The organism is Marinomonas sp. G8-14, assembly GCF_055808935.1.
Map to the genome: position 1 here is coordinate 1,242,432 of NZ_CM147891.1, position 20,567 is coordinate 1,262,998.

17 protein-coding genes, 1 other RNA gene and 1 pseudogene are annotated in these 20,567 nt (G+C 45.9%); 7 read left to right on the forward strand and 12 right to left on the reverse strand.

All coding sequences use genetic code 11. The features are described 5' to 3' along the window. The first annotated feature begins 413 nt into the window (after positions 1-413). Complete coding sequence (gene rne, locus AC0L6V_RS06315; protein ID WP_409419552.1) at positions 414-3,602, forward strand: ribonuclease E; 3,189 nt, start codon at positions 414-416, stop codon at positions 3,600-3,602. Between the two features lie 120 nt (positions 3,603-3,722). After that, positions 3,723-5,375 carry a SulP family inorganic anion transporter gene (locus AC0L6V_RS06320; protein WP_409419553.1) on the forward strand — a complete coding sequence of 551 codons (1,653 nt, stop codon included), beginning with the start codon at positions 3,723-3,725 and terminating at the stop codon, positions 5,373-5,375. A 186-nt stretch (positions 5,376-5,561) separates the two neighbouring features. Here the strand turns inward: AC0L6V_RS06320 and umuC are convergent, their stop codons facing one another. The 8 genes from umuC to ffs all read right to left on the reverse strand — a co-directional run bounded on the left by umuC (position 5,562) and on the right by ffs (position 10,232). Further along, positions 5,562-6,845, reverse strand: coding sequence for a translesion error-prone DNA polymerase V subunit UmuC (umuC, locus tag AC0L6V_RS06325; protein WP_265220987.1), 1,284 nt, complete (start codon positions 6,843-6,845; stop codon positions 5,562-5,564). Beyond that, complete coding sequence (gene umuD, locus AC0L6V_RS06330; protein WP_265220986.1) at positions 6,832-7,278, reverse strand: translesion error-prone DNA polymerase V autoproteolytic subunit; 447 nt, start codon at positions 7,276-7,278, stop codon at positions 6,832-6,834. The genes umuC and umuD overlap by 14 nt, the downstream gene beginning before the upstream one ends. A 168-nt stretch (positions 7,279-7,446) precedes the next feature. Then, complete coding sequence (locus AC0L6V_RS06335; protein ID WP_265220985.1) at positions 7,447-8,001, reverse strand: PIN domain-containing protein; 555 nt, start codon at positions 7,999-8,001, stop codon at positions 7,447-7,449. Between the two features lie 9 nt (positions 8,002-8,010). Beyond that, positions 8,011-8,475, reverse strand: a complete 465-nt coding sequence (locus AC0L6V_RS06340; protein ID WP_265220984.1) for a helix-turn-helix domain-containing protein — start codon at positions 8,473-8,475, stop codon at positions 8,011-8,013. A gap of 406 nt (positions 8,476-8,881) precedes the next feature. Further along, positions 8,882-9,067 carry a type II toxin-antitoxin system YafO family toxin gene (locus tag AC0L6V_RS06345; RefSeq protein WP_265220983.1) on the reverse strand — a complete coding sequence of 62 codons (186 nt, stop codon included), beginning with the start codon at positions 9,065-9,067 and terminating at the stop codon, positions 8,882-8,884. A gap of 234 nt (positions 9,068-9,301) precedes the next feature. Continuing rightward, on the reverse strand, positions 9,302-9,454 hold the full coding sequence (locus AC0L6V_RS06350; RefSeq protein ID WP_265220982.1) for a hypothetical protein: 153 nt from the start codon (positions 9,452-9,454) through the stop codon (positions 9,302-9,304). 130 nt (positions 9,455-9,584) lie between these two features. Next, positions 9,585-9,725 (reverse strand): hypothetical protein, encoded by a 141-nt coding sequence (locus AC0L6V_RS06355; RefSeq protein ID WP_265220981.1) that lies wholly within the window; start codon positions 9,723-9,725, stop codon positions 9,585-9,587. Between the two features lie 410 nt (positions 9,726-10,135). Further along, an RNA gene (gene ffs, locus AC0L6V_RS06360) (signal recognition particle sRNA small type) lies at positions 10,136-10,232 on the reverse strand. 210 nt (positions 10,233-10,442) lie between these two features. Here ffs and AC0L6V_RS06365 point away from each other — a divergent pair. From AC0L6V_RS06365 to AC0L6V_RS06380, 4 genes are all read left to right on the forward strand, one after another. Beyond that, the gene (locus tag AC0L6V_RS06365) at positions 10,443-11,321 is read left to right on the forward strand and encodes a 6-carboxytetrahydropterin synthase (RefSeq protein WP_265220980.1); all 879 of its coding nucleotides are present in this window, start codon (positions 10,443-10,445) and stop codon (positions 11,319-11,321) included. Positions 11,322-11,379: 58 nt separating this feature from the next. Then, entirely contained in the window at positions 11,380-11,787 is a 408-nt protein-coding gene (hisI, locus tag AC0L6V_RS06370; protein ID WP_265220979.1) for a phosphoribosyl-AMP cyclohydrolase, read from the forward strand. 288 nt (positions 11,788-12,075) lie between these two features. Continuing rightward, entirely contained in the window at positions 12,076-13,743 is a 1,668-nt protein-coding gene (locus AC0L6V_RS06375; RefSeq protein ID WP_265220978.1) for a methyl-accepting chemotaxis protein, read from the forward strand. An 82-nt stretch (positions 13,744-13,825) separates the two neighbouring features. Further along, positions 13,826-14,611 (forward strand): class II glutamine amidotransferase, encoded by a 786-nt coding sequence (locus tag AC0L6V_RS06380; RefSeq protein ID WP_409419554.1) that lies wholly within the window; start codon positions 13,826-13,828, stop codon positions 14,609-14,611. A gap of 73 nt (positions 14,612-14,684) precedes the next feature. Here AC0L6V_RS06380 and AC0L6V_RS06385 read toward each other — a convergent pair whose 3' ends face one another. From AC0L6V_RS06385 to AC0L6V_RS06400, 4 genes and pseudogenes are all read right to left on the reverse strand, one after another. Beyond that, on the reverse strand, positions 14,685-15,080 hold the full coding sequence (locus tag AC0L6V_RS06385) for a 2OG-Fe(II) oxygenase family protein (protein ID WP_418138855.1): 396 nt from the start codon (positions 15,078-15,080) through the stop codon (positions 14,685-14,687). A gap of 241 nt (positions 15,081-15,321) precedes the next feature. Continuing rightward, a pseudogene (locus tag AC0L6V_RS06390) lies at positions 15,322-15,642 on the reverse strand (2-oxoglutarate and iron-dependent oxygenase domain-containing protein); the annotation flags it as partial. A gap of 10 nt (positions 15,643-15,652) precedes the next feature. Continuing rightward, positions 15,653-17,959 carry an ATP-dependent helicase gene (locus AC0L6V_RS06395; RefSeq protein WP_409419555.1) on the reverse strand — a complete coding sequence of 769 codons (2,307 nt, stop codon included), beginning with the start codon at positions 17,957-17,959 and terminating at the stop codon, positions 15,653-15,655. A gap of 57 nt (positions 17,960-18,016) precedes the next feature. Continuing rightward, entirely contained in the window at positions 18,017-19,159 is a 1,143-nt protein-coding gene (locus tag AC0L6V_RS06400; RefSeq protein ID WP_409419556.1) for a succinylglutamate desuccinylase/aspartoacylase family protein, read from the reverse strand. A gap of 176 nt (positions 19,160-19,335) precedes the next feature. On the opposite strand from AC0L6V_RS06400, the gene AC0L6V_RS06405 reads away from it, so the two are divergent. Beyond that, positions 19,336-20,547: an ABC transporter substrate-binding protein gene (locus AC0L6V_RS06405; protein ID WP_265220972.1), complete on the forward strand. Its 1,212-nt coding sequence runs from the start codon at positions 19,336-19,338 to the stop codon at positions 20,545-20,547. Positions 20,548-20,567: the final 20 nt, after the last annotated feature.

Below are 20,567 nucleotides of genomic sequence, written 5' to 3' on the forward strand. Positions count from 1 at the left end.
TCGCAAAGGGTAAGAGGCAACAAAACACCTCGAAGATAAGATGCAAGAATTGAATGACAATTGCCGAAGCGACACTTTGGCCCCCTATCTTACCTCTGTAACAGTTAATCTTAAATAATAAACCGCATGATTCGGAAAAATCCGCTTCAGTGGAAGGAACTCTCATTAAATTGCTCGACCGCGCGTTCGCGTTGTTTCGTAAAAAGGCAAAGAAACGAGACCGGTTAAAGAGACTATTTGGTATTGATCACGGCAGCGACCGCATGAAAGCGTTTAACATAAAGTAAACGAATCGCGTACTCCTCTCGCCAGAAAAGACTGAATGACTTGCTCTCATGCTGAGTCAGATTTATTAATGGTTACCTATCACTGTTGTGACTCTTTCGAATCAGCTCACAGAGTTCACACATACAATGATTAGAATGCTTATCAATGCAACTCAACAAGAAGAGTTGCGCGTCGCCCTAGTAGACGGTCAACGTCTATATGATCTAGACATAGAATCCGGTTCACGCGAACAAAAGAAGTCCAATATTTACAAAGGCCGCATCACTCGCATAGAACCGAGTTTAGAAGCTGCTTTCGTAGATTTTGGTGCTGATCGCCACGGCTTCTTACCATTAAAAGAAATATCCAAAACGTATTTTTCGAAAAAATCAAACCATGATGGCCGCATCAACATCAAAGATGTACTAAGCGAAGGCCAAGAAGTCATCGTTCAGGTTGATAAAGAAGAACGCGGCAACAAAGGCGCCGCACTGACGACCTTCGTTAGCTTAGCTGGACGTTACTTGGTTCTTATGCCAAACAATCCACGTGCCGGCGGCATCTCTCGTCGTATTGACGGTGACGACCGTTCGCACCTAAAAGAAGCCATGTCAGGTCTGAACACACCAGAAAATGGTGGTCTAATTGTTCGTACTGCCGGCGTAGGTCGTTCAACAGAAGAGCTTCAGTGGGATTTGGATTACCTGGATACACTGTGGTCTTCTATCACCAAAGCCGCTTCTGAAAAACCGGCTCCTTTCTTAATCTACCAAGAAAGCAATATCGTTATCCGTGCCATTCGCGACTACCTACGTGAAGACATCGGTGAAGTGTTAATTGACGAGAAAAACGCGTATCAAGACGCGATTAACTTTGTCATGCAAGTCATGCCACACTTCAAGTCACGCATTAAAATGTACACCGATTCTACACCGCTGTTTAACCGCTTTCAGATCGAAACTCAGATCGAAACGGCTTTCCAGCGTGAAGTTCGCTTGCCTTCTGGCGGCTCTATTGTTATCGATCCGACAGAAGCACTAGTTTCTATCGATATCAACTCGGCTCGCGCAACAAAAGGCGGAGACATTGAAGAAACAGCGCTACAAACTAACCTAGAAGCCGCAGACGAAATTGCTCGTCAATTGCGTCTACGTGATATCGGTGGCTTGGTGGTGATCGACTTCATCGATATGACACCAGTACGCAACCAGAAAGAAGTTGAAACCCGCATGAAGAACGCGCTAGAAGCGGATCGTGCTCGCGTTCAACTTGGTCGCATCTCTCGCTTTGGCTTATTGGAAATGTCACGCCAGCGTTTGCGCCCTTCTCTTGGCGAAACCAGTGGTATCGTTTGTCCTCGCTGTAATGGCCAAGGCTTCATCCGCGACGTAGAATCACTCGCTCTGTCTGTGCTTCGCCTAATCGAAGAAGAATGTTCGAAAGAACGTACTGCTCAGATTCGTGCTGTTTTACCTGTGTCTGTCGCTACTTTCTTGCTCAACGAGAAACGCACAAATATCGCTAAAATCGAAAAACGCAATAACGTTCACATCATTCTTGTGCCAAATCCTCATATGGAAACACCGCACTTTGAAGTAGAACGTATTCGTGATGACAGTACGGTTATCACTCAAAACGAAAACAGCTATACCTTAGTAGAAACGCCAGAGCAGCCACCGTATGAGCCTCGTAAAGCAAGCGAAAACGTGCGCGCACAAGCGGCTGTAACAAGTATTGCACCAAAAGCACCAGCGCCAGAGCACACAACTCCAGCAACGGTAGCAACAGCAAAATCAGCGAAGAGCCAGCCCAGCAAACCTAGTTTGTTTAAACGTATTGTCACCGCTCTATTTGGTAGCACAGAAACAAAAGCTAAGCCAAAAGCCGCGAGTGCAACACCTAGCTCAAACACAGCACCTCAAGCTGAACGCAATGCGTCAAGCAAACCAGTAAACAATCGCACAAACCGCAACAAGCGTACGGTTAAGCATCAGAATGCAGACCGTGATGACAACCAGAGCACAGCAGAAAACAATCGCTCTACTCGTCAGTCTCGCCGTGAACAAGCGGAAGCAGCAACAAAAGGCAACAACAATAACCGTCGCAACAACCGCAACAACAAGACGGATGCTCAAGAACCAAGAACTGAAAAGCAGGAAGCCGCTGTAAAAGCAGCGCCACGCCAGCCTCAGAAAGAAGTTCCTGAAGTTAAAGAACGCAAACGCGAACGCAATGACAACCGTCGCCGTAATGGTAAGCTGAAAGAAGAAGCTCTTGAAGCCGCTAAGTTGCAAGAGCAAGAAGATGCCGCTCTAGTTGAAGCCGCTCAAAACGCTGAGGTGGAAAACAACGAAAACGGTGATGAACCTCAACGTCGTTCTCGTCGCTCACGTCGCTCACGTCGTCCACAAAAAGAAGACAACAGCGTACAGCAAGAAAACACTGAGTCTGAAAACGTTGATGCGCAATCAACAACGACTACAGCTCCAGTAGAAAAAACAGACGCGTCATCCGTTGACACAAAAAACACCGACGCAACAAGCATAATGGAAGATGCGGCGTCTAAACCCGAAGTAGAGGCAAAAGTACAAGCCGAAGTGGAGACAAAAGCAGACAATAAAGCTGATGCTGTGGAAGCGCCAAAAGCCTCAACAGAAGAAGATAAGCCTCAAGCCGTTGAAGCACCATCAGACGATGCGTCAGTAACTGCAGAGGATGTTGCAGATAAAGACAGCGCACCTGAGGTGAAACCTGCTAAACCTAAGATGTCGGTCAAAGCTCAAATGCGAAAAATTGAGCAAATTGAACAAGAAACACCTGAGGTAACGCTACCAACAGCAGACACAACTGACACTCAACCTGAAACCGTGGCCGTTCCAGTTGAAGCGAAAGAAGAAGCGACCCAAGTAGCAGAGCAAGCAGAAACGACTCAAGCAGAGGCAAAACCTGCCGTGGCGACAGAAGACACACCTCAATCTAACACTACAGTGGTAGAGACAGAGAACGTTCAATCTGAAAGCCAAGCTGAGACGACAGAAGCGAGCAAAGAAGACAACACAGTAGAACCAGCGGACAATAACGCTCGTACGACTCGAACACCTCGCCGTGGACGTGGCAAACCTGCCACTAAACCGGCTAACGCTGAAGCGAAAGCGCCAGTAGAATTGCCCGCTGCTATTTTAGCTCAACAAGAAAAGCTACGCTTAGAGCAAGAACAAAAACGCAAAGCAGCATCGTCTCGTCGTCGTGGATCGACAGGTCGCGTTAAAAACGACCCTCGAATTGCTCGTGAAGACAATAACACAGAAACAACATCAGAAACGCACGCAGAATAACGCAGCGCATTTTGATGAAAAATACAAAGAAGCCGCAACTGCGGGCTCTTTTGTAACAGACTACGATGGATTACTTCAAAGGATTGATTTAAAGACAGATAACGGACAGGTAAACAAATAATGATCATTGATTTTTCTCGCTTCAAAGACTGGACTCTTACTGGCGACTTATTTGGCGGAGCAACCACGGCCATTGTATCACTGCCGCTGGCGCTTGCTTTCGGCGTAGCCTCAGGTGCTGGTGCCGAAGCAGGGCTTTGGGGAGCTATAATAGTCGGCTTATTTGCCGCGCTATTTGGAGGGTCGACCAGCCTGATATCTGAACCCACCGGCCCAATGACAGTTATCATGACAGCCGTGCTTACCAGCATGATGGCGAGCAGCCCTGAGGGTGGCGTCGCCATGGCGTTTACCGTGGTGATGATCGCAGGTTTATTTCAAATAACATTAGGTTATCTAAAGTTAGGCAAATACATCACCCTAATGCCCTACAGTGTCATTTCAGGCTTTATGTCTGGCATTGGTATCATTCTGATTATTTTACAAATTGCACCTTTCTTGGGGCACCCTTCACCATCAGGTGGCGTAATGGGCACCTTAAGCGCCTTACCGAACCTAATACTTAACCTTAAATTTTCCGAGTTATTTTTAGGCTTACTGACGGTAGGCGTGTTGTTCTATTTGCCGAAACATTGGCGTCGATATGTGCCACCACAACTCGTCGCCCTAGTCACTATTACTCTCATTTCTGTCATTCTATTCAGCGACTCTGATGTTCGCCGTATCGGCGTCATCCCGTCTGGCTTGCCTTCTATTCACTGGCCTACATTTGAACGCTCGGTATTTATTGAGATCATTATTAATGGTTTAGTGTTGGGCACGCTAGGCTGTATTGACACACTCTTAACCGCGGTCATCGCCGACAACCTCACGCGCAAAGAGCACGACTCAAACCGAGAGCTCATCGGCCAAGGGACCGCTAACTTCTTTTCCGGTTTGTTGGGTGGATTACCTGGCGCGGGAGCGACCATGGGCACAGTCGTCAACATACAATCTGGTGGTAAATCCCCCCTTGCAGGCATCACGAGAGCGCTCATTCTATTACTCGTCGTACTCGGCGCATCGGAACTGATCAGCCCTATTCCTATGGCGGTGCTCGCGGGTATCGCATTGTATGTTGGTATCAATATCCTCGATTGGAGCTTCCTGAAGCGCGCGCATAAAGTCGCTTTATCGCCGACTATTATCATGTATGGCGTTATGGCGCTTACCGTATTTGTGGATTTAATGGTCGCGGTAGGCATTGGTGTCTTTATTGCCAACATCATGACCATCGAAAAACTCAGCCGCTTACAATCAGGAAATGTAAAAGCGATCAGCGATGCGGACGACGACATTCCCCTGTCAAAAGAAGAAAAAATATTATTAGATCAAGCCGACGGCAAAGTATTATTGTTCTATCTGTCTGGCCCAATGATCTTTGGCGCCAGCAAAGCCATCGCCAAGCACCACAACCGCATACACAATTATAAAGCCGTGGTATTAGATTTAAGCGCTGTCCCCATGATGGATCTCACCATTGGTTTAGCACTGGAAAACGCCATCAAAGACGCGATAGACGCCAATTGCGCGGTGTATATCTTTAGTCCCAACGGGCAAACAACAGAACGTTTGGAGAAACTGGGGATATTAAGCCGTTTGCCTCACAACGCTTTTTGTGACTCAAGAAAATCGGCGTTGGCACAGGCGGTAGAAAGCCTAAAAGACGCCTAGCGAATAACGCAACAGCGCTTACTTAAGCCAATATCGGTTCATCAACAACGATAACCAACTTGATGAGCAAGCCCATCTGTGAATGCACATAAAATGCCCTTATCGCCAAATGGCAATAAGGGCATTTTTTATTGCCACATGACCTTAATGAGAGCAAAACGCTTGCTAAAGCTTACGAATCAGCCTTTACCACACTTTGGGCAAATCATCCCACTTGGTCGTGTAGGCTGGCGATAAATGCTCTCGTTTCATTGCCCACTGTGGCGACACCCCTTGCGAAGCAAAGAAAACCTGGCCCATGCCACTGCGGTTGATCTTATCCATGACGCCCATTAAGGCTTTTGAATTGGTTTTTGTGCTATCAACACACAGGAAGTCTTGCTGAACCGTTCCTGGCTCATAAAAATCAGTAAGCATGACACCACCTTTGGCATAACGATAACCAGCACGATACAGGCGATGAAAAATACCCTCAGCGACCGCCAATAAGTCTCGTGTATCATCGGTTGGATTCGGCAGCTCAACGGTAAGCGACGCGGAATACTGCGGTTCGTTTGGAATAAAAGGGCTGGTACGAATAAACACACTGGCCACGCGACAAAAACGCTGCTCGCTACGTAACTTCTCAGCGGCACGGGTCATATATTTGGCGATGGCCTCCCCTAGTTCACGCTTATCTGTGACTTTATGCCCAAATGATCGACTGCAAATGATCTGCTGCTTTGTAGGCCTAACCCACTCCAAATCCAAACATGACACACCGTTCAACTCTCGAATCGTTCGCTCCATCACCACAGAAAACTCACTGCGCATCACCTTGGCGTTCACGTTCGCCAGATCCCACGCCGTATGAATACCCTTTGCTTTGAGCTTTGCTGTGGTTCGACGACCAACACCCCACACATCACCCACATCGACCAAGGCTAACAAGCGTTTTTGCCTATCTGGATTCATCAAATCCACCACAGACCCCGTTGCGGGGTACTTTTTTGCCGCATGATTCGCCAACTTCGCCAAGGTTTTAGTGGGTGCAATACCCACCCCAACCGTGATGCCCGTCCATTTATCGACCTTTGCTTTTACTCGTTGAGCAAACGCCAGCAGATCTGTCACATGTTCGACACCGGTTAAATCCATAAAGGCTTCATCAATAGAATATATCTCAAGCCGCGGCGCTTCCTCTTCTAACGTGGTCATCACCCTATTCGACATATCCGCATACAAGGCATAATTCGACGAAAAACACACAATACCGTGTTTTCTTAGCGCGTCTTGAACCTGAAAAACGGGCACGCCCATTTTAATACCCAATGCTTTCGCTTCTTTAGAACGCGCGACGATGCAGCCATCATTGTTCGACAGCACCACAACAGGCGTATGCCTTAGGTCAGGCCGAAACAACTTCTCGCAACTCGCGTAAAAATTATTGCAATCGACCAAAGCAAAAGCCGTATTCTTAGCCGCGCTCATATTTGCGAACCACACCCGCGACCACACCAAAAATCTCCAACCCCGACTCCTCGGTAATAGGAATGGCCTTATAAGCTTTGTTCTTCGGACGCAGCAACACATTGGGTTTCAACTCTAACGTTTTCACCGTCATTTCTCCGTGGATACAGGCAATCACAATATCCCCATGTCGCGCCGTTAGTGAACGGTCTACCACCAACACATCACCCGAATGAATCCCTACATCAATCATCGAATCCCCCTGAGCACGCACATAAAACGTCGCATTAGGATGCGCCACACAAAACGCATTCAAATCCAACGATTTCTCAACAAAATCCTGAGCAGGCGAAGGAAACCCCGCCGACACAGAATCCACATAAAGTGGGATTCGCACACTGTTGGCCGCGATAAACGCCGCCGACTCAGACACACCAAGATACGTCACACGCATGATAAACACCAAATTATACTGTATGGATATACAGTATAATTTTAAATCACGGAAAAGGCCAAATGATTTTTTGTAAGAAGAGCGCTCCACAGAAGAGCAAAAGCATTTTCAACAGGCATAAAAAACCACCCGAAGGTGGTATTTTTAAAGCTATACAGGATTTTTAAGTCACGACTCTCTTACTAAATGTGTAAAACTTGGCACTGAACGATCAAGCTTTATTAACAAATCTTCAACTGTAAGCTCCGGGTCTTTATGTACACGTGCAAAATTATCTAACGCTTTCATGACACTATCTTTTTCTTTAGTGAACAAGAAACACATCAACTCGTCTCTTGTCATCGTTCTAATACCATACTCAGCCAATAATTTTGCCGGAAAGTCTTTAATGTTATCTGTCGCAATAATATTACAACCCGTTTTTACTGCAGCAGCAAGAACATGACGATCATCTGGATCAGGAAGGTCAAGCTGATTTATTAATGGCTCGTAACCTAAAACATAGCGATCGAAAAAGGATGCCTTAATCGAATATACCTGCTTAATAATGACGTCTTTGCTTTCGGGATGCCTACGAATTAAAGCATTAGACCATTCGGCATCTATCTTATCAGTCCAAAAAAACTGAGTAGTACACCCATCTAACTGCATCAAATTAAGAAGCATCATCCTCAATGGTTGTGAATATAGGGTATTTGCATCCAGCAAAATTTTATCATCCATAACAACCCCTTACATAGAATCTGACTCTTGCTCAAAGTTGGCAATTAAACTAAGAGTCTCTTCTCTTGACCCCTTAGCACTAGAAAGCTTCTCCTTAAATAACAAGACATCTGCCATTTTTACACGATGATGAGTGCCTACCTTCATAGATGGAATTTGCCCAGCCAAAATATAACCTGTTACTTTTGGTCGTGACATTCCAAGAAACTTAGCCGCCACAGCAGGACTCACCATTTTCTCCAAGTCAACCTGCTGTTCAAAAAACTGATCATCGCCATCCTTAGCCAATTGACCTAACACTTGAACAAGTGCATCAAGCGTCAATTTGGGCAATTCAAATTCAGCTTTTTGACCATTTTTAAGTAACACATCAATTTTTAACTTATCAAGATCCGCTTGATGCAGCTTCAGGTACTGCTGCGCTTTGATTATTGCACTGGTATCCGGCTCAACATTTAAATTGGTTTTCATCATTCGAGTAACCTCTCACCCTTAACACTATCAAGGCAAACTAAAAGCTAGCCTCAGTAACCCCAAACATAAATGAAATATCTGAAAACATCCATGTTTTTTTTCAGTTATTTCACTTAAGTGTTTTTGATCTAGACTTTATACATTCGAAAAAACAACAAAGACGGGCATAGCGCTTTTAACGCATTCGATGGTTTGGTCGACCCATGCGGGGTTGGTTTGAATTCGGACGGCTTGTTGCTGGTAGTTTCGGATAGTTTGGCTCATGGCAGTGATGTCGGTGGCGGGTACGACAGCGATGCTTTCTGCTATGAAAAAAGGATTTGGCAGCGTCGTTTACAATCAATTTTTCATCTGCCCCCAAATTCATATTAAATATTGAAAATATGGCAAAAGAACTGTTAGAAAGCTAAACAACATCATCCAACTTGCCATTGATCCAAGGCTGCACAAATTGCGTGTAAAGGCTTGTAAGATAAGCACGCCATTGCGCGTTGTTGTGGGCATCTGGCCCTAAAATGGTTAACAACAGATACTTCTCTTCAAAATCATCAAAGGCATAAATCAGCCAATAATCATTGTCAGGATCACCCATTCGAGTAGTGCGATAATAGACCTGATCAATTCTAGGGTGTCGTTTAGCCCAAAGGTTGGCTAACTCTTGGTTTGAGCGAGGTGTATATGATGAACATAAGGGTGACTCAATGATGCGTCACGACCATAAAAATCTGGCTGTTCACCATTAAGCTTGTAGGATTCAAAAGTATTTTTGTGAAGCTCCCAGTCAGGAGCCATTCTAAAAATAGAGGCTGTCTGTACAATCGCCAAGTTAACCCTTAGCTGGTTTCAGTTGCTCTTTAGAAGTAGGAAACTTGCCGTGCTTTTGGAAGTAAGCAAACACAGCGTCACCAACGGCAGCAGCAGACTTAACGTCTTTCGCGGTCGCTTTTGGCTTTTCTTGTCTTGCTTTAGGTAAAGGCATGTTAATAAACCTCAATGAAATTATGACATCATCGTCAAAATCTTATTGTAAACTCAAATTATCATGTTGGCAAAGATCAACTATGTGCTGTTTCGTACAATATAGCGCGATTACTATACAGATCAATCACCTACATAATTTCATAAAACAGCGGCACAATAATATTTTTTAGCTTAAAGCCCCACTCCCCCAGCGCTTTGCGCATCTGCTCTCTCGAATGGGTGTGCATGTAGTGTTTGTCCAGTCCGTCGCGTTCGTGGTTGAGTCGCATTTCCCCTCTTTCCATTATCAGAAAGCCCAGTCGATCCCTGCTCTTCTTTTCGTGCTAACTGTCGCGGGCGAGTTTGCGTATGTCGTGGCTGGTGAACTTGATGACAACGTCGTCGCTGAGGCTTTGACACCAATGCTCTATGGTGCGTATGGTGATGGGTTTACGCTGGATAAAAATCTATCGGGATCAGATAAAAAATGGTTTGTGCGGCAGATTGCGCTTCGCTTATCGTGCCTTACAAGTGATATTGTTTAGGTTCAGAAGTGAGGAACAAGGCAGGTTCAAGTCGGTGTGACAACACCAAAAGGCGTAACAATGCATCAAAAGAGTTTTGTAGAAACGCTAAGGAATGAAGTAAGTATTGAAGTAAAAAAGAAGAATTTAGAACATTGGGGAGATTAAGGTGGCATCTCTACCAGCCGCACCTCGGCACACAAGTCCACCGCTGTGGCTGCTTCCTTCCGGACCTGACCAGATTAACGGTTTATCGTTGCGAGGGGACCAGCAGAGACACCATAAAGGAGGCTTGTTGACCTTGGGACGCAATTATACGCAGCCAATTCGAAATATCAACCGCCTTTCTTATGTATTTTCATATACTTATCGATTGTCGCCCTTCCTTACACTTTCTCTACTCTGTTGCTTTTCGTGTCGAGCTATAACGCGGCTTATATTTACGGTAAGATACGCGCCATTAAGAATCATAGGAGTAGCGAGTTGAAGCTATTTGTAAAGAACCTGACCCACGTGGATTTTTCCTATTTTGATGCCAAGCGTGGTTTGTTGGGCGAAAGCTGGCAGACAGACATTGTGCTGACGGGTAAGTTAAACGATGAGAGCATGATTTGTGATTTCGGTATCGTGAAAAAACAAATCAAGAAATGGCTGGATGACAATATTGATCATATGTTGGCGATTCCTGCCGAGCATGATGGTTCTATGCTCACGCCATTAGCGAATGATCGTGTTGCTTTTCTCTTTGATCACAGTAAAGAAGCCGCTGACGACAAACGTGTGTTTCAGTGTGACGCGCCAACTCAAGCCATTTGCGTATTACCCATGGCCGAAGTCACACCAGACGCCGTTGCCAAGTGGGTTGAAGCACAAATATTGAACCTACTTCCTGCTGAGTTAGAAGCAGTAAGCGTGCGTTTTACACCAGAGCACATCACTGGCGCGCAATACCAATACAGCCATGGCTTGAAAAAACACGCTGGTAATTGTCAGCGTATTGCTCACGGCCACCGCTCTACCGTTGAGATTTACGCCGATGGTGTGCGCAACGCCGCCATGGAACACGATTGGGCTAAGCGTTGGGAAGATATCTACCTAGGCACTCAAGAAGACTTAGACAGAGAGATCACAGAAAACAGCGTGAATTATCACTGTTTCCGTTACACCAGCCAGCAAGGATTGTTTGAGCTAAAAATCGACAGCAATCAAGTTTACATGCTCGACTGTGATACCACAGTGGAGTCGCTTTCAGCACATATTGCCGATGTGCTCGCGAAGGAAAACCCAGGAACGCACATTGAAGCTCATGGCTTTGAAGGCATCGGCAAAGGCGCTATTTCAGAGCATAAGGTATCCGCTTAGCCAATACGCCCCAGATGTGAGCATTACGTGAATCGCCTTCATTAGAATAGGTAACGGTATGAGTTTAAAAGACTACGAACATCTCGCCAAAGGCGAAACACTCTCTCTAGACACGGTGTTAGCCAATTTAAAAACAGACGAGCATGGCTTGATCGCGGCCATTGCACAGCAACATGATACGGGCGAAGTACTCATGTTGGCCTACATGAATGAGAAGTCCATTCGTGAAACCTTGGAGACAGGCCAGGTGTGTTATTGGTCTCGTTCTCGCCAAACCTACTGGCGTAAGGGCGAAAGCTCTGGTCATCGCCAGACACTGGTTTCTATGTCCTTTGACTGCGACGGTGATGCTATTTTGGTAAAAGTGGATCAACAAGGTCCAGCTTGCCACACCAACCGTCGTGATTGCTTTTTCTTCACTGTCGATGGCGAAAATGTGGTTATCGGCTCAGCCCCTCTTTGTTAAAACAAGAAATGCACAATAATGGGGCATAATGATAAAATATCACTATGCTTCCTACTTAACTTTGCGTTATCTTAGTGCGATATAGTTTTTTTTGCACATTTCATACAATGTCGCGATTAGAACAGATTAGTAATGCAACACGCTTTATCAAATATTCTCAAATCCTGTAAACAGTTTGCCATTTTTTTCGCGAAACGGCGCAAAACACGCACAATATTGCAACTTGATTGGCATAAGTATTGCTGGACAAGAGATACCGACCAACACGATTAACTCATTGGATTAAGTATGCTAAACCTGTCTGTACGTACTAAAATACTCGCTCTCATCGCCCTCTTCTCATTGGTCATCGTTGGCATTAGCGTAAGCTCTGCCTTATCAAGCAAATCCGTTTCAGCAAAACTACAAGACCTTTCTTCACAAAGCTTGGAACTGATGAGAAACCTAGAAAAAAGCCGTCAATTACTACTGCAACAATCAGTAGAGTTTGAGCGCGGTTTTTTCCAAGTGTCCATTGCTAAATCCATTGGCGGTTATGGCACGGAGCAAATTGCCGAATCAGAAGAGAAATTCAAAACTTATACCAATGAGCTGTTAACCAGCATCGAAAACGTAAAAGGCATTCTTGCCACCATGCCAGTGAATGACGGTTTAAATAACCTTTTAGCGCAAATATCCACCTTAGAAGAACAGCAAGCCGTGTTTCTTGAAGCCAGCACGGAAACCTACAGCTGGTGGGTTAAACTTAATACCATGAAAGCCGGTAAGTCTCGACGTGCCGCCGACGACAGCCTAATCGCAGTCAATCAACAGATGGAAGAAATCATCACGTCTATTAATGAATACAACACCCTCGTTGCCGAAAACCAAAACCGCAAATTAGACCAAACGATTTATGCCAGTGGTGTCTTAGCGGCAGTGTTAATTACCGCCGGTATTCTCATCAGCATTATCATAGTGAACGGTATTTGTAGACCCTTAATTCGAGCCGTACGTCGCGCAGAAGAAATTGCCTCAGGCGAGTTGGTTGAGCCTAAGGTAACCAGCAAACGCACTGACGAAATTGGTCTATTAGAAATCGCTATGGATAAACTGGTGGTTCAGTTACGCAGTATTTTACACGATGTCGCGGAATCAAGTTCCATGCTGACCAGTGCTGCAAATGACTTAAACCGTATCACGGATGAGTCCTCCGAAATGGTGGATCGTCAGCAGGAAGAAACCAACTTTATTTCACAAGCCGTACAAGAGATACAAGCCACCGCCGTGCATGTTTCCGAATCCACTAATGACGCCAGTCAAGCGGCTCATACTGCTGAGACAGCCGCCAATGAGGGTACGATCATCGTCACGAAAACCATTCAAAGCATCCAAGAGTTGGCGGCTGAAATATCCACTTCGGCAAGCACCATTAATGAACTACAGAGCAACACCAAGGAAATCAGCAATATTCTCAACGTGATTCTTGGTATTGCAGAGCAAACCAACTTACTTGCGCTTAATGCGGCGATAGAAGCAGCCCGTGCTGGTGAGCAAGGTCGTGGCTTTGCTGTCGTGGCCGATGAAGTGCGTCATTTAGCTCAAAACACTCAGAATGCTACACAAGAAATTGAAAAAATGATCAGCCTCTTACAAACAGGAACAGCCTCTGCGGTAAAAGCCATGACGTCTAGTCACCAGCGCTCTACCGATGCGGTGAGCCAAGTGAAGCATGAAGAAGAATCACTTAAAAACATTAACCAATCTGTGTCTAAGATTCGTGATATGAATGATCGCATCTCAGCCACCGCTGAAGAGCAAGCATCGGTGACAGCAGAAGTCAGTCGCAATGTTGCCAATATCAACGACATCGCATCACGCACTACCAAATCCATTCATGCTATTAGTAACTCTGCGGATCAATTAGCAACATTGGCAACACAATTGTCCGCGAAAATCAGCTATTTCAAAGTCTAGATCTACTGAAAAAGAGAAGATTAGATTACCATGAAGGAAGCAACTCGTTGCTTCCTTTTGCTTTCATTCCTAGGAGAAAATCATGTGTCGTTGGATGGCGTATCAAGGTGAACCTGTTTATCTTGAGTCGTTGCTTTTTAAACAAGAGCATTCTTTAATTCATCAAAGTCTAAGCGCCAGAAAGTCGGAGGTTACCGTAAACGCCGATGGGTTTGGGTTGGGCTGGTACGATGAACGAGAAGAACCTGGCCTCTACCATGAAGTGTTACCAGCGTGGAGTGACAGCAATTTAAAAAGCTTAGCAAAGCACATCAAAAGCGGCCTATTCTTTGCCCATGTGCGCTCTTCTACCGGCACAGAAACCAACCGTTCAAACTGCCATCCATTCAGCTATAAAAACTGGCTATTCATGCACAACGGACAAATTGGCGGCTATGAATTTCTTCGTTGGCAACTAGATCGCTTGATTCCGGAGCACCTTTATTGCCATCGACATGGCGCGACAGACTCAGAAGTCATTTTCTTATTGATGATCGCTAATGGACTCGAAGATAATCCAGAAAAAGCCATAGAAGTGACTCTAGCTCAAATTCTAGGGATGATGAAACAGAAGAACATCAAAGACCCTTTGCGCTTCACAGCGGTTTTTTCAGATGGGGAAGAAATCACCGCTATTCGATTTTCTAGCGATGAACAAGCACCAAGCTTATACTGCAAGCAATTTGCAAAACACACAGTAATTGGCTCAGAACCCCTCGACCATTGCAGCGACAGTTGGACACAAGTTCCAGCGGGACACATTGCCAAAATCAAAGGACAAAACTACCAAATTCAACCGTTACCCGAATTACTAAAAATGACCGCCTAGCGGTCATTTTTCATCGTATAGGTATTTTTTAGGTCAGGACCGCGCTTTTGCTAAACGCCTGTTTGCTAAGAGCTTATGCGCTCTCTTTTTCTCGATAGGCGTAAGTCGCATCAAAGCGTGACTGAATCCAATCACCACTCAAAATAGCGTCGTATTTAGCAGGTTTGTCTGCGGTAGCGCAACTCGGCACACACGCAACCTTGGTTTCGTAATCTGGCTCCACAAAAAATGGGAAGGAGTAACGATGCACATCTGGCAAAGACGCGCGCACGCGGTGAGCTGTCGAAACGTATTCATCATTGGTCCAACGTTGCATCAAATCGCCAATATTCACCACCAGCGCATCGGCGATAGGCGTCGCATCTACCCACGCTCCCTTGCGGTTTTTCACCTGCAAGCCACCAACCTGATCTTGTAGCAGTAAGGTTACGCAACCGTAGTCTGTGTGAGGCTCCTGCGCCATTGTCATGGTCGCTGGCTGGACGTGGTGGATAATGAATCATTCGTAAAACGGTAACATGATCTTTAAAACAACGAGTGAAGAAATCATCGTCCAACGACAACGCTTGTGCCATGGCCGTTAGTAACGTTTGTGCCACTTGGAACGCTTTTACATAGTATTCTTGCAATACTTCAACGGTTGTCGGGTCGCTTGGATTTTGATTTGGCCCGTACATGGTGGGGTATTTTGCCACCAAAGGATGGTCCTTAGGAAAATCCAATGCCATATCAAAGGTTTCTTTCCAGTCGGCATGACCAATTTCGTCCAGTTGCTCTTCACCGATATTGCCGTAACCGCGATGGTTAATGCTGTTTTTAATATCGATGCGATTTTTAACCTCTTGCGGCTGATTAAAAAATCGCTTGGCTTCACGCATTAACGCCGACATCAATTCTGTCGGAATGCCTGTATTGATGAGATAAAAGAAACCAATTTCTCGACACGCTTTGTCTAGGGTGTTTATTTCAGTTTGACGAACAGATTCACTCTCGTGGGTCAGCTTGGATAAATCAATCAATGGAATGGACATTCAGTGTTCCTTAGGCTCTGGAAGACAGTTTAATAAGTTGTGTGTGCTTGGGATTAAAGCGTTTTAAACCCATTTCGCCAAAATCCACAAAAATCATTTGCTTGGCGTCTCGCTCTTGTCTTACGACAACGCCCTGACCAAATTGGTCATGGCGGACCTTGTCGCCAGGTTGTAAGAGATTTTGGCCTTCAATCCGATGACGAAAAGTCAGTGATGGGGAAGGATCAACCGCGTTTAAATAACGCTGAAACACCGAACCTTTTTCTGTATCAATTTGCGTGCCAGTCTTATCTTCATACCACGCCTCACAAATCCGACTCACGGCATAGGGCTGAGATTCGAATACAAAACGCGATAAGGATAAACTTTTTAATGCCACGCGGGGAATGTCGCCCTGCTTCATGCGTTTATGCTCGTCGGCACTGGGCGTTTCTAGCAAAACAAGCTTCTGTTTGGCGCGCGTGATGGCCACGTAAAAGAGACGACGCTCAGACGCCAAATCACTGGCAGCTTGCTTATCTATGGCGCTCAAATCTTCATCATAGTAAGGAAAGCGCCCTTCTTGTAAGCCGGACAGTAACACCTGATCAAACTCCAAACCTTTCGATTTATGAATCGTCATCAAGTGCACGCCGTGACTGTCATCGGTTTGTTTTTCGTTCAACGTAGCAAGCTGCTCTAAAATCGATTTGGCATCGCCACCCACCCCGCGCACATAGGCCATAAAGGCATCGCAAGTGGCTATCTTTTCTTGGGTCTGAATGTCTTTGCTGCTGGTACTTTCAAAGTAGCGATAAATGCCCAATTTCTCCAAAGTGTGCGCCAAACCTTGCGCTGGATCGGTACGATAGATGTTTAAACTGCGCAACCAGTCAGCACGCTCATAGAGTTTTTTCGCACGCCAACCGTCCGTTGCATCCGCCACGGATTCAATAATCTGCGGCAACAAATGCGGTGATTGCTTGGCTTGTTGGATCAAGGTTTTGCGTTGCGCCATGGCACCACCAAGACTGGGTACCGTTAATAGATACTCAATATCATCGGGGTGAAAAAACGTGCTTGGACTTTCCAAGCCACCTGCAATAACGGCAAGATACGCCATCAGCATACGAATCTGGCGATTTTCCAACAGTGGAGAGTCACCGTGTAATTGATACGGCACGCCTTTGTGCATCAGAGCCAACTGTACTGGCACCATGTCGCTATACAAACGCACCAATACCGCGGTATCGCTCAATGCCCGTCCTTCATCGACCCACGCTTTTAGCTCACCCAATAACGCCTTACCTGTTTTCGGTGCGCGGGCAAAAGACACACGCGTACGCGCACCAGCACCAATCACCAAGGCGTCTGGATCATTTTCACTGATCACACTCGACGCCATTAAACCGACCGCATGACCAAAACGAAAACTGGTGCTCAATGGATAGGTCACCACATGACCAAAATCCTGATCAAACTGGCTCGCCATAATCTCTGGGCTGGCACCGCGCCATTCATAAATACATTGCTGCACATCGCCCACAATCATCCATTGACAAGGCATAGGATAAAGCAATTTTAGTAGCTCATATTGGCAAGGGTTGATGTCTTGAAACTCGTCAATTAATAAGTAACGAAAATCCGGCACCAAGCCACGAACTCTCACTCGCTCAGGCTCTCCTAATTCGCTGATTAGCTCATAGGGATCACTGAGCAAATCGGCAAAAAAGCGAATATTATTACGCTTACGCAGCTTTTCTAACTCGTTGTAGAGCGCGGGGAAAAACTTACGTTCGTTTGACCAACCTAAGGCTTCAAACACAATCTGCGCAGGTTGATGTGATGCTTTCACTTGATCAACAAATAACAGCACGTCTTCTAACCAATCTTTTTCATCCAAAATGGCAATTTTTTCGCCATTGCGAATCAGACGCTGTAGGGCCTCACGTAACATTTTCACTAAGCTGAAATCGTCGGTAACGAGCTTTGCAGAAGCCAGCCAACCTTGCTGTTCCAAGCGACGACAAAATTTCATGCCAAACGCATGAAAAGTCATCACACTGGGAGAGCGGAAATGTCCAGCTGTCATGAGTCGCTTACTCAAACGCTCAGAGAACTCTTCCTGCGCACTTTTGTTGAACATAAACACGCCGATATGAGACGGGTCCACACCCTGAGCCAACAAATGCTCAATGCGAGAAATTAAGGTCGTGGTTTTGCCCGCACCCGCGACGGCAATCACTTTCGCGGGTGTGGCGAGATCATGATTTACAACAAGCGTTTGCTCATCGGTTAACGAGGTAGTCACCTCCGTATTGGGCTGAACCTGTGTCAAAATAATCTTGCCTAGTCTTGTACAATGGGGAAATGGATGACGAACATCGAACCTATTTTAATCTTCAAAGAGTTTACCAATTTCACGAAAGGCGAGGTGTTCTTTGCCAGCGATTTTTGCAATCGATTCGCCACACACCACTAAGCGACGCTGCACGCGAGCGAAAAATACGCCATTTGTACGCGCTATTAAAGGATAGCTCGACGTTTCCACGTCATCGTCCATTAGATTGACCACTTCACCAATCACCTCGCCCGCTTCCACTTCTTCGCCAATCGCCTTGTGGTAACACACAATACCTGCACAGGGCGCTTTGACTAAGTCCATGGCATCCAGTGGGTAATATTCGACTTCGCTGTCATCAATCGATGGCGTTTTGCCAGCGATTACGTCTCGCAACACAAGATAATCAAATAAAGCTTGCGCATCTTGTTCGGCAAACTCGTTGGATATATCATTTTCACCACGCAATTCTACCGTTAAAGAACGACTTCCCCAAGGAATCAAATGCGCATAGTGGGCCTTTAAATCACGCCATACGCTGACATTGGTTTCATCAAACGAAGCGGCGCCCGTTTCCAACTCAGACAAGCCCACTTTTGCACCCAATAGCGCCAATAACGGTTTAAAGTGACCTTCAAATTCTTGCGCAACGTAGGCGTGCATGCTGGCTTCACCGGAGCAGTGCAAATCAATAATTTCATCCGCTCCCATCGACAAGGCCAGCAAATTTTTCTTCATGCCTTGCAACTCGGTAGTTTCTGGCAACAAGGCCAATTCCTCATGAATCGCTTGGCGAACCAGATCAATGTTACGTTCAATATCACCAGTCACGTCGCCTTTGATGCGCTTTTCGACTTTTGCCCCCAACTGCGGCCAGTTACGATTAAAATTGCCGCCACCATCAGAGAACGCAAAGCGTCCTGGGATATAACCATGAAAATTTTGCGCCAAGCCAATCGGGTTCGCCACGGGGACAATGACAATTTCCCCTTGAATCAAGCCCTTATCGTCGGCTGCTTTCAGCTTTCTTAACAAGGTATTCAGCACCAAAAAACCGGGCCATTCATCGGCATGCAAACCCGCCTGAAAATAGACTTTAGGGCGCGCGCCGGTTTCACCAAAATGATGGGCCTTTAAAATTCGCTGGGTACCCGGTGTCGCGCTCGGTAATATATGAGAGTAAATTTGATAAGACATAACACCTCGCAAAAAAGCCGTGAAACATTCGCCCAAATTGAGCCTGCAACATGGTACGCTAAAACCCATTTTTAATAAAAACCAATTCCTTAAATAAAGGCTGTAAGAAACAACACTCTATTTACGTCTAACAACTCGTAAAGATGACAACAACGAAAGAACCTAAGGAGAAAGGAATGAAAAAATCGTTAATCGCGGCCTCCATTATGGCCTCGCTCGCGCTGACCAGTCTAACCGCGCAAGCCGAAACCAGTTATCTATGGCAAGACACCTTGGATCAAGCCAAAGGCCAAACCGTGTATTTTAATGCGTGGGGCGGTGCCGATAACATTAACGATTACATTCAATGGGCGGCAGACCGTATTAAAGAAGAATACGACGTCACGCTAAAACAAGTGAAGTTGACTGACACTTCCGACGCCGTAAACCGAGTATTGGCCGAAAAAGCCGCAAGCAAGGACAGCAATGGTTCAATCGATCTGATCTGGCTCAATGGCGAAAACTTCCGCACCATGAAAGACAATAACCTTCTATTTGGCCCATTCAGCCAATCTCTACCAAACTACATCACTTACGTAGATGAAAATGCCCGTCAAAGCCTAACTCAAGATTTCGGCACACCAGTGGATGGCATGGAATCCCCATGGGGAATGGCGCAGGTCATCTTTATGTATGACACCGCAACGTTAAGCAGCCCTCCTAAATCCATGGCCGAACTGCTCAATTTTGCTAAAGCGCACCCAGGACGCATCACCTACCCTGAGCCGCCGCAATTCCTTGGTTCGACTTTTTTGAAACAAGCCTTGTACGAATTAACCGCGTATCGCCAAGCGCTTTCACAACCGGCAGACAGTGTGAATTTCGATACGGTTACGGCGCCTTTGTGGGCTTACTTAGATCAGCTACATAAAGTCGCATGGCGTAATGGTCAGACGTTTCCATCCAGCTCGGAAGAAATGATGCGTTTGCTTGATGACCAAGAAATCGACGTGGCCTTGAGCTTTGACATTTCCGCGGCTTCCGTTCAAATCGACCAAGGAAACTTGCCAGATACGGTACGTTCTTATGTCTTTACTAACGGTACCATTGGTAATACACACTTTTTAGCCATTCCCTATAACAGCAGCGCAACAGCGGGCGCACAAGTGGTTGCCAACTTTTTGTTGTCGCCAGAAGCACAAATCAAAAAGCAAACGCCAACCATTTGGGGCGATTTAAGTGTTTTATCCTATGCCAAATTGTCCCCCGCCGAGCAAGCTCAGTTTGATGAGATACCTCGTGGTATCGCCACACTCAGCATTGAAGAATTGGGGCAAACCTTGCCAGAGCCACACAGTAGCTGGATGGGTGCGTTAGAAACGGAATGGCGTAAGCGTTACGCCCAATAATTAGCGAAATAAGAAGCAAG